Source organism: Limnohabitans sp., from assembly GCF_017848645.1.
GTDB lineage: Bacteria > Pseudomonadota > Gammaproteobacteria > Burkholderiales > Burkholderiaceae_C > Limnohabitans_A.
The window spans coordinates 1-14958 of the sequence record NZ_JAFEIF010000036.1 but is presented as its reverse complement, the minus strand read 5'-3'; the positions used below and the strand labels follow the sequence as shown (position 1 = coordinate 14958).

The 14958-nt window shown below is 57.2% G+C and carries 14 protein-coding genes; 13 read left to right on the top strand and 1 reads right to left on the bottom strand.

The genetic code is table 11. The annotated features are described in order from the left end of the window. The first annotated feature begins 25 nt into the window (after positions 1 to 25). The 11 genes from QZ190_RS08330 to QZ190_RS08280 all read left to right on the top strand — a co-directional run bounded on the left by QZ190_RS08330 (position 26) and on the right by QZ190_RS08280 (position 11671). On the top strand, positions 26 to 787 hold the full coding sequence (locus QZ190_RS08330) for a flagellar basal body rod C-terminal domain-containing protein (protein ID WP_291915305.1): 762 nt from the start codon (positions 26 to 28) through the stop codon (positions 785 to 787). A 19-nt stretch (positions 788 to 806) separates the two neighbouring features. Then, complete coding sequence (gene flgG, locus QZ190_RS08325) at positions 807 to 1592, top strand: flagellar basal-body rod protein FlgG (protein ID WP_291915304.1); 786 nt, start codon at positions 807 to 809, stop codon at positions 1590 to 1592. A gap of 7 nt (positions 1593 to 1599) precedes the next feature. Beyond that, positions 1600 to 2328 (top strand): flagellar basal body L-ring protein FlgH, encoded by a 729-nt coding sequence (locus QZ190_RS08320; RefSeq protein ID WP_291915303.1) that lies wholly within the window; start codon positions 1600 to 1602, stop codon positions 2326 to 2328. Between the two features lie 25 nt (positions 2329 to 2353). After that, a complete protein-coding gene (locus QZ190_RS08315) occupies positions 2354 to 3478 on the top strand; it encodes a flagellar basal body P-ring protein FlgI (RefSeq protein WP_291915302.1) in 1125 nt (374 codons plus the stop codon). 34 nt (positions 3479 to 3512) lie between these two features. Beyond that, a complete protein-coding gene (locus tag QZ190_RS08310) occupies positions 3513 to 3977 on the top strand; it encodes a rod-binding protein (RefSeq protein ID WP_291915301.1) in 465 nt (154 codons plus the stop codon). Further along, on the top strand, positions 3974 to 6478 hold the full coding sequence (gene flgK, locus QZ190_RS08305; RefSeq protein ID WP_291915300.1) for a flagellar hook-associated protein FlgK: 2505 nt from the start codon (positions 3974 to 3976) through the stop codon (positions 6476 to 6478). Before QZ190_RS08310 ends, flgK begins: the two co-directional genes overlap by 4 nt. A 17-nt stretch (positions 6479 to 6495) precedes the next feature. Continuing rightward, positions 6496 to 7410 (top strand): flagellar hook-associated protein FlgL, encoded by a 915-nt coding sequence (gene flgL / locus QZ190_RS08300; RefSeq protein ID WP_291915299.1) that lies wholly within the window; start codon positions 6496 to 6498, stop codon positions 7408 to 7410. A gap of 82 nt (positions 7411 to 7492) precedes the next feature. Beyond that, complete coding sequence (fliD, locus tag QZ190_RS08295) at positions 7493 to 9109, top strand: flagellar filament capping protein FliD (RefSeq protein ID WP_291915298.1); 1617 nt, start codon at positions 7493 to 7495, stop codon at positions 9107 to 9109. 190 nt (positions 9110 to 9299) lie between these two features. Further along, positions 9300 to 9671: a flagellar protein FlaG gene (locus QZ190_RS08290; protein WP_291915297.1), complete on the top strand. Its 372-nt coding sequence runs from the start codon at positions 9300 to 9302 to the stop codon at positions 9669 to 9671. A gap of 158 nt (positions 9672 to 9829) precedes the next feature. Then, positions 9830 to 10678 carry a flagellin gene (locus QZ190_RS08285; RefSeq protein WP_291915296.1) on the top strand — a complete coding sequence of 283 codons (849 nt, stop codon included), beginning with the start codon at positions 9830 to 9832 and terminating at the stop codon, positions 10676 to 10678. A gap of 156 nt (positions 10679 to 10834) precedes the next feature. Then, positions 10835 to 11671, top strand: a complete 837-nt coding sequence (locus QZ190_RS08280; RefSeq protein ID WP_291915295.1) for a flagellin — start codon at positions 10835 to 10837, stop codon at positions 11669 to 11671. Between the two features lie 64 nt (positions 11672 to 11735). On the opposite strand, the gene fliB is transcribed toward QZ190_RS08280, so the two are convergent. Further along, a complete protein-coding gene (gene fliB, locus QZ190_RS08275; protein ID WP_291915294.1) occupies positions 11736 to 12974 on the bottom strand; it encodes a flagellin lysine-N-methylase in 1239 nt (412 codons plus the stop codon). Between the two features lie 384 nt (positions 12975 to 13358). Here fliB and QZ190_RS08270 point away from each other — a divergent pair, with 384 nt between their 5' ends. Together QZ190_RS08270 and QZ190_RS08265 are read left to right on the top strand one after the other, a co-directional pair. After that, the gene (locus tag QZ190_RS08270; RefSeq protein ID WP_291915293.1) at positions 13359 to 14003 is read left to right on the top strand and encodes a methyltransferase domain-containing protein; all 645 of its coding nucleotides are present in this window, start codon (positions 13359 to 13361) and stop codon (positions 14001 to 14003) included. Between the two features lies 1 nt (position 14004). Continuing rightward, entirely contained in the window at positions 14005 to 14844 is an 840-nt protein-coding gene (locus tag QZ190_RS08265) for a glycosyltransferase family 2 protein (protein ID WP_291915292.1), read from the top strand. Positions 14845 to 14958: the final 114 nt, after the last annotated feature.

The window sequence follows — 14958 nt, the reverse complement described above, 5'->3', positions numbered from 1 at the left end:
CGTCTGAACCCCAGAGAGCCCCGCCATGGACCGCCTTGTCTTTACTTCGAACGCCACCATCAAAGAGCAGGCCACGGCACGCCAGGTGCTGGTCAACGACCTGGCCAACGTGTCCACCGTGGGCTTCAAAAGCAGTTACGACGTGGCACTGCAATCGGTCAAGGTCGAGGGCGCGGGCTTTGATACCCGCTACCAGGCCCAGACCATTTCGCGCGACTTGATCCGCATGGACCCCGGTCCGATCATGGCCACCGGCCGCCCCATGGATGTGGCCATGGCGAACAGCACCGTGCTGACCGTGCAGGCCCCCAATGGCGACCTGGCATTCACACGCCGGGGTGACATGAAAGTGAACATCCAGGGCCAGCTGGAAAACGGCTCCGGCCACCTGGTGTTGGGCGAAGGCGGCCCCATCACCATCCCGCCGGGTCTGATGGTGAGCATCAACCCGGACGGCAGCATCTATGCCCGCGACCCGGCCCAGGTCGGCCCCGCTGCCGATGTGTTGATCGACCGCTTGCGCTTGCGCGATGTGACAGGCGTCAGTTTGGGACGACGTCCGGATGGATTGTTCAAGGTGTCGGAAAAACCCGATGGCACGGACATTGCTTTGACTCAACAACTGCCCCAAGTGATTCCGCAAGCCCTGGAGGGAAGCAACGTCAGCGCCATTGAGGCCATGACCCGCTTGATCGATCACTCACGCAGTTTTGAAACCCAGATTCGCATCATCAAGGAAATGAAGGGGCTCGACGAGTCCGGCGCTTCCATGATGAAAGCCGCTTAACACCTGACAGGAGAGCCCCATGGATGCCTCAATGTGGATTGCCAAGACCGGCCTCGATGCGCAGCAAACGCGCATGTCGGTCATCTCGAACAACTTGGCCAACGTCAACACGACGGGCTTCAAGCGCGACCGCGCCAGCTTCGAGGACATGCTCTACCAAAACCTGCGCCAGCCCGGCGCCCAAGTGGGCGCCGACGCACAAGCTCCCACGGGCTTGATGCTGGGCACGGGTGTGCGCATCGTGGCTACCGAAAAAACCCACACCCAAGGCAGCTTGGTGACCACCAAGAACGCGCTCGACATGGCGGTGCAAGGCGATGGATTTTTCCAGATCGCTCAGCCTGACGGCACGATTGGCTACTCACGCGACGGCAGCTTCAAGTTGTCTGCCACAGGCCAGTTGGTCACGGCCAATGGCGCACCACTGCAGCCCGCCATCAACATCCCCCCCAACGTGGCCAGCATCTCGATTGGCCAGGACGGCACCGTGTCGGTCGAGACGGCTGCAGGCGGCGGCGCCCAGGTGCTGGGCCAGATCCAGATTGCACGATTTGCCAACCCCGCAGGCTTGCAAGCCATTGGTCAGAACATGCTCAAGGAAACGGCCGCCAGCGGCGCACCCATCGTCTCGCAGCCTGGCCAGGCCGGTGCGGGACAGCTGATGCAAGGCGCATTGGAAGCGTCCAACGTGAACGTGGTCGAAGAAATGGTCAACATGATCGAGACCCAACGCGCCTACGAAATCAACTCCAAAGCCATCTCTGCCGTGGACGGCATGCTGCGCTTCCTGAACAACAACATGTAAGTACGCCATGACACCTTTGACCGCCTTCACCACACGCCTGTTGGGCCCGACTATGCTGGCCTTGGGTTTGGTCGGTTGCGCCACGCCCCCTGCCCCCTTGGCGCATTCCCCCGAATTCGCCCCCGTCATGCCCGTGGTCGTCGAAAAATCACGCCAAGCCACAGGTGCGATTTACAACGGCCGGCACAGCGACAACTTTTTTGGCCGCAGCCGCAACTACCGCGTGGGCGACCTGATCACCGTGATGCTCGACGAGTCAACACGGGCAGGCCGGGAACAAAAAGGCAGCGTCTCACGCGATGCAGAAAACAATGTCATCCCCAGTGGCCTGGTGTCCAAGGTCCAAAACCTCGCTCTGCCCACCAAAATTTTGGGCACCACGCTCGGGGGGGTGCTCAATGGCATCAACCTGAACGAATCGAGCATCAAAAGCAGTGGCGTGGGTACAGCAGGCCAAAGCGCCAGCTTGACGGGCGCGGTGTCGGTCACCGTGGTCGAGGTGCTGGCCAACGGCAACCTCATGGTGCGCGGTGAAAAACAACTGGCCCTGACCGAAGGCGCCGAGGTCATCCAGGTCAGCGGCATCATCCGCCCCGACGATGTCTCACCCAACAACATGGTGCAGTCGCGCCGTCTGGCCAATGCCCAAATTGCCTACCGTGGCACGGGCGACATGGCCGCTGTCGCCAAAACGGGCTGGGGCACCAAAGCCTTGCTCAAGATCTGGCCCTTCTGAGCCATAGCCTCCCAAGAGACCTTTTATGAAATCCACCCTCTTTGCCCTCGTCTTGCTGCTCGGCCTGAACGCCAGCGCCTGGGCTGACCGCGTCAAAGACCTGGCCAGCGTGGCGGCAGGCCGCACCAACCAACTTATCGGTTACGGCCTGGTGGTGGGCTTGCAAGGCACGGGTGACGGGGCCGATGTGTCCTTCACCGCGCAAAGCATGAAGTCCATGCTCAGCCGCATGGGCGTGAGCCTGGACGGTCCGCTGTCGGACTTCGAACAAGGCGCCAGCGCCGGCAAGATCGACATCAAAAACGTGGCCGCCGTGATGGTGACCGCCGAGCTGCCCCCGTTTGCCAAGCCCGGTCAAAAAATTGACATCAACGTCTCGGCCATCGGCAAGGCCAGCAACCTGCGCGGCGGCAACTTGCTGCTGACCAGCCTGCGCGGCGTGGACGGCGAGGTGTATGGCATCGCCCAAGGTGCCCTCACGGCCACCGGCATCGACGCCAATGCCGCAGGCTCCAAGGTCAGCATTGGTGTGCCCACCTCGTCGCGCGTGCCCAACGGCGCGACGGTCGAGCGCATGGTCGAAACCCCGTTTGAAAGTTCTGACCATGTGGTCATGAACGTGCGTGAGTCGGACTTCACCACCACCACGGCCATTGTGAACGCCGTGAACAAAAGTTTTGGCGAAGGCACGGCCCGCGCCCTCGACGGCATGTCGCTGGCCATCCGTGCGCCGGCCGATATGTCCCAGCGTGTGGCCTTCATGAGCCTGGTGGAAAACCTGGATGTGGTGCCCGGCGAACCGCCAGCCCGCGTGGTGGTCAACTCGCGCACCGGCACCGTGGTCATCAGCCGCAACGTGCGCGTCACCGCCGCCGCTGTGGCGCACGGCACCATCTCGGTGGCCATTGCCGCAACCAACGAAGTCTCGCAGCCCAACCCCCTGAGTCTGGGCCAGACAGCCCCGGTGCAAAACGCTGAAATTGCTGTGACCGAGCCCAAGAACCCGATGTTCCTGTTCCAGCCCGGCGTGGACTTGCGCCAAGTGGTGGACGCGGTCAACCAGGTCGGGGCCACACCCTCGGCCCTGATCGCCATCCTCGAAGCCCTCAAAAGCACCGGTAGCCTGCGCGCCGAGCTGATCATCATCTGAACGGCTTGAAACCCTGTAACGCGCAGCACCCGCCATGAATGACATCAACGCTTCCGGCTCTTACCTGGACTTCAACGCCCTGACGCAGTTGAAGGGCGATGCCGCACGCGACCCCAGCAAAGCGGTGCGCAAAACCGCCGAGCAGTTCGAGGCGTATTTCATCCAGCAGATGATGAAAACCATGCGCGACTCGATCGAAAAAAGCGATCTGGTCGAAGGCGGCAACATGGAGATGTACCAGGACCTGATGGACAAGGAAGTGTCGCTGAGCATGGCCAAACGTGGCGGCATGGGTTTGGCCGACATGATGGAGCGCCAAATGAACCAGGCCCAGGCCATGAGCACGCAAGACGCGCTGCGCCAGCGCCAACCCATGAGCCTGAGCGCCCCCGCCCTGCCCCTGAACCCGGCACGCGAGCCCATGCAGCTCAAGCCCGCCGCTGTGGAGGCCTACCGCCTGGAGCGCCCCAGCGGCTTCAAGCTCGGAGATAAGCCATGAGTGACTTGCTCAGCATCGGCAGCTCGGGCGTCACCGCGTACCAGCGCGCCCTGGCCACAGTGTCCAACAACATCGCCAACGTCAACACCGACGGCTATACCCGCCAGGACGTGTCGCTGGCGGCCAACCAACCGCGCCAGATGGGCGGCAGCTACCTGGGCACGGGTGCCCGCTTTGACGCGGTGCAGCGCCAGTACGACGCTTTTGTCGAGTCCAACCTGCGCAACAGCAACAGCGATCTGCAAAGCCAAAAGCCCCTGCTGTCCTACGTCAACCGCCTGATCGATGTGATGGGTGATGAAAGCATTGGCCTGACCACGGCCATGAACCGATTTTTTGAATCGGCCCGCGACCTCTCCAGCGACCCCGCATCGGTGGTCTCGCGCAGCATCTTCTTGCGCGATGCCGATGGCCTGGCCGCCCGCTTTCGGCAATTGGCCGGGCAGTTCGAGATCATGGACAACGAGACACGCCAGTCGGTCGAAACCGATGTGGGCCAGGCCAACGCGCTGACCAGCCAGCTGGCTTTGATGAACAAACAATTGGCCAAACACACCTCGGCCGACAAGCAGCCCTCGGAGTTGCTGGACCAGCGTGACTTGCTCCTGCGCGAGTTGTCTGGCCTGGTGGCCATCAAGACCCGTTTTGAGCCCAACGGCGCCGTCACCGTCAGCGTGGGCGACACGCTGGACCAAGGCATCCTGGTCAGCAAAACCACGGCCCGCGCCATCAGTGTGGGCGACTCCACCATCGAGCCGGGCAAACTCGAATTCATGCTGGACGCCTACGGCACACCCGAAACCATGTCCAGCATCACCAGCGGCAAGATTGGCGGGGTGATGAACTTCAGGGAACAGGTGCTCAACCCGGCCGCCTACTCGATGAACGACCTGGCCAGCACCTTAGTCACTCAGATCAACCAAGTGCACCGCGATGGCCTGGATGCCGAAGGCCAGCTGGGCGGCGACTTGTTCGGCTTTGTGCCGGCCCCCAGCGGCAAGGCAGCCGGTATGACGCTGCTGGTGCAAGACGCCAACCGCATCGCCGCAGCCGGCCAGTTCCGCGTGATCGACGATCCGCTCAACAGCGGCACGGCCCAAGCCCGCATCCGCTATGCAGCACCCGAATTTTTGGGCCCGAGCCAGCTGCGCGGCGAGTTGTCGCAAGCCAAGGCACCACAAATCGCCACCATCGGCGTCAACATCGAGGCCAGCCAAGGCGTAGCCTCTTTGGGTCTGATCCCGATCGGCACACAAGACCTGTCGCTGACCCTGCACGCCCCCGGCCCCGGCCAAAACCTGCAGGTGCTCACGCGCGATGGTCGCCACTTGCTGGGCAGCCCCTTGAACGCGTCGCAGCAGGCCCTGCTGCTCAAAACCGCCAACGGCATGGAAGCGGGCGCGACTTACAGCACTGCGCAAATCAATGGCGTGGCCCCCGACACCTATTTGGGCATGGACATTTTCATGGGGGCGATCGCCGAGGTCGGACTGGAGCAACAGTTTGACTCGACCTCGGGCGAAGCCTTGGCCCCCCTGAAAAACACCGCAAAACTCACAGGGCAAACCTTTGTGGACTCGCCCGATTCTTTGGCTGCGGGTGCGTTGTCCCTCAACGGCCAGGCCCTGCCGGCCCTGAGCGGTCCCCTGACGCTTGCCAAAGTGGTCAACTGGCTGAACACGGCCGCCGCCTCCGAGCCCGCCAGCAGCCGCACCTTGGCCTCTGCCGTGGGCGGCAAACTGGTGCTCAGCCGCCCAGCGGGCAACACCACCGACGACGTCCGTCTGGGCCTGGGCACAGGCACACCCGCAGACCTCAAGCGCCTGGGCTTTGACACCTCCCTCCATGTCAAAGGCAGCACCAGCGATGATTTGCTGATTTTTGTCAGCGACAACAGCCTGGTGCCCGGCGACCCTGCCAGCACGGTGCAGGTCACGGCCCAATTTGCAGACATTCAAGGCGACATGAAGCAAACCCTGCGGGCCTCGGCTTTGCAGGTCGAATTCACCAGCGACCAGGACTACAAGATCATCGACAGCCGCACCCAGACCGTGCTGGCCGAGCGCAGCCTCATCCCCGACCCGCTGTCGGCCACGCCCAGCCTGAACTACCGGGGCCTGAAGCTGGAGTTTTCCACCGCCCCCAAATCGGGCGACCAGTTCACCATCGACGGTAACCGCGATGGCATTGGCAACAACGAAAGCATGCTGCGCATGGTAGCCCTGGAAGACGAGCGACTGATGCCCGGCGGCCTGACCATCACAGAGGCCTACATCGAACGCGTGAACCAAGTCGGTAACGTCGCACGGCAAGCGGCCATTGCCGACCAGGCCCTGCAAGTGGTCTACCGGCAGGCGCAAGAGGCCCGAGACAGCATCTCGGGCGTGAGCCTGGACGAAGAGGCTTCGGCCCTGGTGCGTTTTCAGCAGGCCTACCAGGCCAATGCCAAAGTCATGCAAACGGCGATGGCTTTGTTTGACACGATCTTGCAGGTCCGCTGACCTCGGAAAGCGTTTTCATGAAAATTTCCACCTCATTCCTGTTTGATCGCGCCACCGAGCGCATGAGCGCCATCCAGAACAAACTGGCCACCACACAAGCGCAAATGGCCGAGGGCAAACAAATCCTGGCGCCCAGTGCCGCGCCCGACCAAGCCGCGGCCATCCAGCGCCTCAAGGGCGAAGTGCAGCGGCAAGACAGCCACATGCGCACCCTTGAAGTGGCCATGCGCCGCTACACCGCGGAAGAAACCGCCCTCTCGTCCTCCAACGACATCCTGATCCGCATGAAAGAGCTGGGCATCCAGGCCGCCAATGACACCCTGGCCCCGGACGACCGCAAAGCCATTGGCGTGGAAATGAAAGCCCTGCGCGACCAACTTTTGAGCCTTGGCAACACACGCGACAACAGTGGCAATTATTTGTTTTCGGGCACACGGGTCAACACCCCCGCCTTTGCCGAAGACGCCAACGGCAATGTGGTCTACCAAGGTGACCAGACTCAAACCCGTATCCCTGCAGGTGTGGAGCGCACAGTGCAATTCACCCGCGCGGGCACCGACGTGTTCAGCCGCGTCGTGCGCGATGACGGCCAGGCTGTGGGTTTTTTTGATGCCCTGGACCAAATGATCGAAGGCATCAACACCAGCCGTACCGGCAAAATTCAGCAAGGCATTGCCGACATCACCCAGATGCACAACAGCCTGACGCTGTCACAAGCGCAAAACGGTTCGGACCAAGTGGTGGTGCAATCCCAGCTCGATGTGCTGGACGAAAACACCCTGCGCATCAAATCCACTTTGTCTGAAATCGAAGACCTGGACTACGCCGAAGCCGTGGCCCGCATGAACAAGGAAATGATGGGCATGGAGGCGGCCATGGGCAGCTTTGCCAAGATCTCCGGCCTGTCACTTTTTGATTACATCCGGGGTTGATGGAGCGCCCCGGCTCAAGTTTTGAGGCCCGCCGCCGATACCTGAGTCGAGAACCTCTTTTCCTCCACAGAAAAACCCACCCATGTCCACCAGCAGCATTGTCAACACCCTCGGCGCCGGCTCCGGCATCGATGTGAAAAGCTTGGCCCAGAGCCTGGTGGACGCCGAAAAAACGCCCCGCAAAGAACGCATCGAAGCCCAAATCGCCAAGTCCGAGGGCAAGATCACGGGTTACAGCGCCGTCAAATACGCCCTGTCGACGCTCAAAACCGCCTTTGGCAAACTCAACGACGCCAGCGACTTCAGCTCGATACAACCGGCCAACACCCAGCCCGGATCATTCGGCATCACCGCCAGCACCACAGCCGAGGCTGGCAGCTACAGCATTGAAGTGCAGCAAACGGCGTTGGAGCAACGCACGGCCAGCAGCGTTTTCCCGGAGCGGAACACCCCACTCAACAGCGGCAACCCCTTCACGCTCAATCTTTCCATTGCCGGTGGCACCGCTCAACCCATTCTTGTTGCCCCTCAAGTCAATGGCGTCGCCAGAGCGGCCACTCCCGCCGATGTTGTGAGCGCCATCAATGGTGCCAAACTTGGCGTGAACGCCCAATTGATCAACACGGGCAGCGGTCACCAAATCGTGCTGTCTGGCCAAACGGGTTTTGCCAATCGCTTCACGATGAGCGGCACCACATCAAGCACAGCCACCATTCAAACGGATACGCCAGATCCTCTTGTGGTGAGCGCAGAAGCAAGCACCACCTCCGTTACCGCCAGTTTCTTAATGGCCGACAACACCACGCAATCTTTGGCACTGGTCAAAGACAGCGATGGAAAGTGGGTCCTGCCAGTCGGCTCAACAAGGCCCGATGGAACAGTCTCCTTGATTGCGAACAAACCTGTTCAGAGTCCGCTCTTTAATCAATCACTGGAGGACGCCACCGACGCACGCTTCAGTGTGAACGGCCTCGAAATCACCCGAAGCAGCAACAACATCAGCGACGTGATCGAAGGTGTCACGCTGGACCTGTACAGCAAAACCTCGGGCCCCGCGCGACTGGACCTGAACCGCAACACCACAGGGATCAAAGACAACATCAGGGGCTTGGTCACTGCCTACAACGAGTTTGAAGAAACCCTGAAAATTCTGGGTGACAGCAAAAGTGAAGTCGAAGAATTCGGCGGTGTGCTGGCTGGCGAGAGTCTGCTGCAATCGGTTCGCTCTCAAGTGCGGGGCTTCATCATCAACAACTCCAGCACCCCGGGCACCAGCATCAAAGCGGCCCGTGATGTGGGTCTGAGCATTGACCGATTCGGAAAACTCACGCTCGACGAGACCAAGCTGGACAACGCTCTGCAAAATAAATTTGGCGAAGTGTCCACCATGTTCAGCGCTGGCACCAACAACCAAAGCATATACAGCACTGCTCCAGCGGGCTTGGCAGGCGGCGCCATCAACCGCATCGAAAAAATGCTGCTGTCGACCGGGCTGATCGACACCCAAAGCCAAAACGCGACCAAACAAATCACAAAGTACAAAGAAGAGCTGTCAGAGTTGGAAAAGCGCATGGAAAAACTCATGCTCCGTTATACAAACCAGTTCAGCATCATGGAAAACATCGTCGGCAGCAGCAACAGCATGCGCGAAGGACTCAAAGGCACCTTTGCAGGCATGATGAAGGCGTACACCGGCTGATAACGCCTCAATCCGACTGAATTTCATCACCAAATTCAGATTTCGGCTGTTTTTTGCCGTTTTTTACAAAAAACCCTCAAGTTCTGCTCGCCTCGGCCGAATCCTAGTCACGACATCCCCTTTTGGTCATCCGCTCAGGCGGTTGACCATTCGCCAGTTCTGTCAGCGGGGACAAGACCAAGGACAAGCCATGAGCAATGACATTCAAGCCAACGCAGCACGCGTCCCGGGGGAACCAGTCCCCAAGCCTGTAGCGCTGCCTGTGGATATGCAGGTCCGCCCGCCAGTCCCCGTCGAAACCAAGACTGCAGCCGAGAGCCGGTCTGACCCCGAGCAAGTCCGCCGCACATTGGAAGAGGCGACGGAAGTTTTGAACCAACAAATGCGCCGCAACAGCCGCGATCTGAGCTTCCGGGTGGACGATGTCGCCAACAAAATTGTGGTCACCGTTAAAAGTCGCGAAAGCGGTGAAGTGGTGCGCCAAATCCCCAGTGAGGTCGCTTTGCGCGTCGCCAACAACCTGGAGAACATGAAGGGCTTGTTCAAGGACGAGAAGTCCTGAAATCTTAAAAAAAGTGCAACCAGCCCTAAAGCTTTTTGTACTGCTTCCGAATCATCAAGTAACAGAGATTCACTTCAGATTTTCTGTAAAAACCAGGCAGGTCTACTCCCTTCGGGTCCCTGCCAACCTTTTGAAATAAATCTCCAAGGAGTTAGACCATGTCCGTTATCAACACCAACATCAAATCCACCATCGCACAAAATGCGTTGACGGTTAACAGCCGCAGCCTGAGCAAGTCGATGGAACAACTGTCAACAGGCAGCCGCATCAACAGCTCTGCCGATGATGCCGCTGGTTTGGCCATCAGCAACAAAATGACAGCCCAGGTCCGCGGTCTCAATCAAGCGGTCCGAAATGCCAACGATGGTATTTCTTTGATCCAAACAGCAGATGGCGCAACCAAAGAAATCACCAACATGATGCAGCGCATGCGTGAACTTTCTGTTCAGGCCGCTACCGACACCAACACAACCGATGACCGCACGGCCCTGCAATCTGAAGTCACCGCCCTCTCCGAAGAGATCACACGCATCGCCGACAACACACAGTGGAACGGTATGCAAATTTTCAAATCCACTGCCGCGAGCGAAGTGGGAACTGCTGGCAAGGCTCAACTGCATGTCAGCGCCAATACGGGTGCATCTGCTTTGATTGAAATTGACTTCTCTGCACAAGGCATGGATGCGGCTGCACTTAAAGTTGACGCGCTGAAAGTTGACACACAAGTCGACGCAACAAAAGCGATTGACTCTATTGACGCTGCTTTGAAATTGGTCGATGCTGAGCGCTCTACTTACGGTGCCACCATCAACCGCTTGAATTACGCTGCTGACAACCTGGCCAATATTTCTCAAAATACAGCCGCCTCGCGCAGTCGAATTCTGGACACGGATTACGCAGCAACCACCACCGAGCTGGCCCGCACGCAGATCATCTCGCAAGCTGCGACCGCCATGTTGGCTCAAGCCAACCAAGCGCCACAGTCAGTGATGTCTTTGCTGCGTTAAACGACGCTTTGAGCAACCGCACGAGCAAAAGGCCCATCCGGGCTTTTTGCCGTAAGGGTTCAAACCGATCACGAATACTTTGCGGCTGCGACACGATGACCAAAAACCGAGACGCCACTCACCGCAAGGCCGCCCGCCTTTTTCAGGAGCCCCTCCATGAGTACCGTCGTTAACACCAACGTCAAGTCCCTTGCCGCCCAGCAAGCGCTTGTCGTCAATCAGCGGGCCACGGACAAGTCGACGGCTCAATTGGCCACAGGTCAGCGCATCAACTCTGCTGGCGACGATGCGGCCGGCTTGGCCATTGGCAACAAAATGACGGCCCAAATTCGGGGCCTCGACATGGCTGTGCGCAACTCCAACGATGGCATCTCCATGTTGCAAACAGCCGATGGGGCCACCAGCGAAATGACCAGCATGTTGGTGCGCATGCGGGAATTGGCCATCCAATCCGCCAACGACACCAACGGGCAAAGCGAACGCGACTCCCTCCAAGCAGAGTTTTTGCAGCTGCAGCAACAAACTGCCAACACGGTCACAAACACCAGTTGGAACGGCATGAAGCTGCTCAAAGGAGAAGCCGGCACCTTAGGGGTGGTGAAATTTCATGTGGGGCCCAGCAGCAGCGACTCCATCGCCTTGCCGCTGGCCGAAATGAACAGCGCCGATGTGGCTGCAGCATTGGCCAACACGGCAGCCATTGATACCCGAGTCAAGGCCACAGCCGCCATCGACCTGATCGACAAGGCCATGGTGCAGATCGACGGCGAGCGCAGCGAATGGGGCGCGATGATGAATCGTCTGGCCTATGCAGCCAACAACGCCAGCAATGTATCCATGAACACCAGCGCCTCGCGCAGTCGGATCATGGACACCGATTACGCTCAAGCCACAGCCGAATTAGCCCGCAGCATGATCATGAACCAAGCTGGCACAGCCATGCTGTCGCAGGCCAACCAGCAACCTTACTACGTACTGGCTTTGCTCAGCTAAACGGGACTGAGCAGCCATCCGGTGTTGTTGCCACGCGCCGCGATACCGCTTTCTTGCTCGGTGATCAGGTGCGCAAAAACCGATAAACTTTTTCCAGGGCATCCCAACCAGAATTTTTCAAAGCGCCATTGACGCGCTTGGCAAAGTCTGCGTCGTGTTGGTATTTCCGGCTAAAAACTTGAACTGTACGAGCCATCTGCTCAGCATCGGGCAACTTGGCATCATCATTGCATTGCACGGCCAACATGAACCGAAGCAAACCAAACTGAGTCACGAGTTTCAGGAAATGCTCATAAGGGCTTGCCTCGGCAAAAGGAAATCCTTCACTGAACATTTCATTCAACAGGAAATTTTCCAACAAGTAGGGCGCCTGCTTTAGAGCCTCGGGCAAGCGTTGAACACCAGAGCGGTAGTTGTCAATCAATTGCTGCTGCGTCACCAGGTTGGTGACGGGGTCTGCGCCCAATCCTTTGGCAACCATGGCCTGCACAGACCGCTGAACCGCCGAGTTCTTTCGACTGGTCTTGATTTGCCACAAGCCCGAAAAGGCGGTGGCCTGAACGGCATAGTCTGGCAACATCGCCGACAAGGCATCAGCAATGCCCCCCGTTGACACCATCGTATCGAAATCTTTCAACAAAGCAGGCACGCCTGCATGACCGCCTCGTTTCAAACTTGCCGTCAATAGCTCAATGAAAACGCCCAAGGCGGCCAGTTTCTGCCAAAGCGACAGACTGCTGACTTTCATCAATTTCAAACAAAAGAGGCTGACCGACTCCATCATTTCAGGCGACAAGCCTTGCTTGCTGCGAATTTGGATCACAGACTCGACACGAACCTTGCCAGAAACCTCAACGAAATCCATCGCATCCGGTGCCAAAAGTGCCAACCTGGCCGCCTCTGGGCAGGACAAAGTCAAAGCTTGTTGATGCTGCCCTCCCAACACGCGGCTTTTGCGCGGGTAGGTGGCACATGTGTCCGATAGCTTGTCCTCACCCAATTCGCGCTGAACACTGCACAGCCTTTCTTCCAGAAAAGGGCAATCTCGGGTTTCAGCCTGCATTTCTATGCGGGCGTATTTCACATCACTGGACAGACTCCTGATCCTCTTGACCTGAGTGGCCATCCGCTCCATGAGCAATGGCTGCTTGGTTTGCCGATAGGCATTGAAGGTTTTTTTATCAATCACCACCGTCCAGCCTGAACAACAGGTGTCTTCACAGGCTGAGCCTGTGCATGAAAAACGCCCGACATAACGGGGTTGAACGGATTGGACTGTTTTGGTTAGATGAATGCTGCTCATGTCCTGCCTCTGTGATCAATGAGGACCACCAAGCAATTATTGGGCCATGTAATCGTCAAAAGGCCGACATTCGTCATCGTCTGTGGTGATTTATTCAGAACAACCTGAGCGAGCTTGCGACATCACTGAATTGGGCATGTTTTCTGCTTATGTGCGTATTGACCGAATGGAGCGGCAAAATTTTACCGTTTCATATCCAATCAAGGAGCACCCATGATGCACGCCGCCCCCCGCCCTCTAAGCCAAAATGTTTTACAAATCGTGACTCTCCAACGCAAGCCAGGATAAAGCAGAAAAACTAACAATTGCGACAAAAAAAACCTAACTCTCAGCCAGCGAGCTGGAGTATGTTGAATCAATTGAAAACCATTAATGGAGTAAAAAATGAATCAAACACTTAAAGAACTGTGTCAAACCTTCAAGAAATACAACCTTGGATGCGGAACAGATTTTTATCCAGGATATTTAAACATAGGTTTTTGGCAGCATCTCGGAGAAGGCGTCATTTACAAGGACCTCAATGGCACTCAAGGCACTTACATGCTCAATTTTGATTTGCGCCATGGCATTCCTGCAGAGGACGACTCACTAGATCTGGTGTATCACTCCCATTTGCTGGAGCACCTTTCTTACGTGGATGGAATTAGCTTCATAAAAGAGTGCTATCGAGTACTCGCGCCCGGTGCACGAATGCGCGTCTTGGTACCAGATCTCGAAATCTGGATCAACGCATACGTCAATAAAAATCGCTTTTTCTTTGAGGAATACCGCAAGGTACTTGACCCTAAAATTTATGTGTCCAATGCTTCAATATTCATGGGAATGTTACATAACCACGAACACAAATGTGGTTACGATTTCGAATCACTGACGTGGCTGGTGGAGCACGTCGGATTCGTGGATGTCAAGCGAACCCTTTATGCAGACAGCACGCTCGAAGACATCCAGACCATTGAACCGATGAAACCCCTAAGGATCATGGAAACGCTCTGTCTCGAGTGCACAAAGCCTCAAACCCCAGGATTATGAGATGAGCTTTGAATTTATACCCACTTTGTCCCAGTTCTCAGCAATGGGTCTGCCCATCATCACAATCATCATTCCTACCCATTTACGACCAGTACTTCTACGACGTGCTCTTGAATCGCTGAATGCACAAGCGCATCGAGACCGGACGGAAATCATCGTGGTGTCCGATGCGCAGGACCCTGCAACAGACCAAGTTTGCACTGACCTGCTAGGAACTCGAGACATCTATATCCGCAGAAACGGTGTAGCTGGTCCATCGGCAAGCAGAAACCTTGCTTTAAAACTGGCGAGCGGTCAATTTGTGATGTTGCTCGACGATGACGATGCTTGGCAACCTGGATTTTTAGAAGCCTTATTTAAAGGGATGCCGCCAGTCCTAAATTCAGTGTGTTATTTCAATTGCACAGTGATCAAGGAAAGTCGTCCCGCGACAGGCCCCATCAAGTTGGGTGAAGTCAACTTGGATTTAAGCCAAGCTTTAAACGAGGAAGTATTCATAAAAAATCAGGTTCACATGTCGTGCTTCTTATTTTCTCGTCACATACTAGAGGGTCTCGAATTCGACACCACGATGCGTGGCTATGAAGACTGGGACTTCACTTTGGCAGTCTTGAAAAGACAATGGGCCTTTCACTTGCCTCTGCCTTGCTCATATGTTTACGAGGTAGACGACGCCACGACAGACAGACGCGGTTCCAGCACCGGCGCCAAGGATAGCAACGCGATTCTGGATTACCTTTATGTGTATCGCAGACACGCATCTCCCTCTTTCGAAATTCAAACGAAAAGAAAACTGCTTCTGGATTCAGTCAAATTATCCCTCCCATCTGAGTTGCTCTGATGATAAATCACCTGACTAGCAGGCTGCTGAAATACTCACGTCGTCAGAGGGGCCCTGTTGCCCCGCTTCACGATTTGCCCGATTTTCTTTTCGTATTTTGAAATTTCAGCCCCC

Coding starts and splice junctions, on each gene's coding strand:
- QZ190_RS08330 (WP_291915305.1), top strand. CDS start 26: ATGGACCGCCTTGTCTTTACTTCGAACGCCACCATCAAAGAGCAGGCC.
- flgG (WP_291915304.1), top strand. CDS start 807: ATGGATGCCTCAATGTGGATTGCCAAGACCGGCCTCGATGCGCAGCAA.
- QZ190_RS08320 (WP_291915303.1), top strand. CDS start 1,600: ATGACACCTTTGACCGCCTTCACCACACGCCTGTTGGGCCCGACTATG.
- QZ190_RS08315 (WP_291915302.1), top strand. CDS start 2,354: ATGAAATCCACCCTCTTTGCCCTCGTCTTGCTGCTCGGCCTGAACGCC.
- QZ190_RS08310 (WP_291915301.1), top strand. CDS start 3,513: ATGAATGACATCAACGCTTCCGGCTCTTACCTGGACTTCAACGCCCTG.
- flgK (WP_291915300.1), top strand. CDS start 3,974: ATGAGTGACTTGCTCAGCATCGGCAGCTCGGGCGTCACCGCGTACCAG.
- flgL (WP_291915299.1), top strand. CDS start 6,496: ATGAAAATTTCCACCTCATTCCTGTTTGATCGCGCCACCGAGCGCATG.
- fliD (WP_291915298.1), top strand. CDS start 7,493: ATGTCCACCAGCAGCATTGTCAACACCCTCGGCGCCGGCTCCGGCATC.
- QZ190_RS08290 (WP_291915297.1), top strand. CDS start 9,300: ATGAGCAATGACATTCAAGCCAACGCAGCACGCGTCCCGGGGGAACCA.
- QZ190_RS08285 (WP_291915296.1), top strand. CDS start 9,830: ATGTCCGTTATCAACACCAACATCAAATCCACCATCGCACAAAATGCG.
- QZ190_RS08280 (WP_291915295.1), top strand. CDS start 10,835: ATGAGTACCGTCGTTAACACCAACGTCAAGTCCCTTGCCGCCCAGCAA.
- fliB (WP_291915294.1), bottom strand. CDS start 12,974: ATGAGCAGCATTCATCTAACCAAAACAGTCCAATCCGTTCAACCCCGT.
- QZ190_RS08270 (WP_291915293.1), top strand. CDS start 13,359: ATGAATCAAACACTTAAAGAACTGTGTCAAACCTTCAAGAAATACAAC.
- QZ190_RS08265 (WP_291915292.1), top strand. CDS start 14,005: ATGAGCTTTGAATTTATACCCACTTTGTCCCAGTTCTCAGCAATGGGT.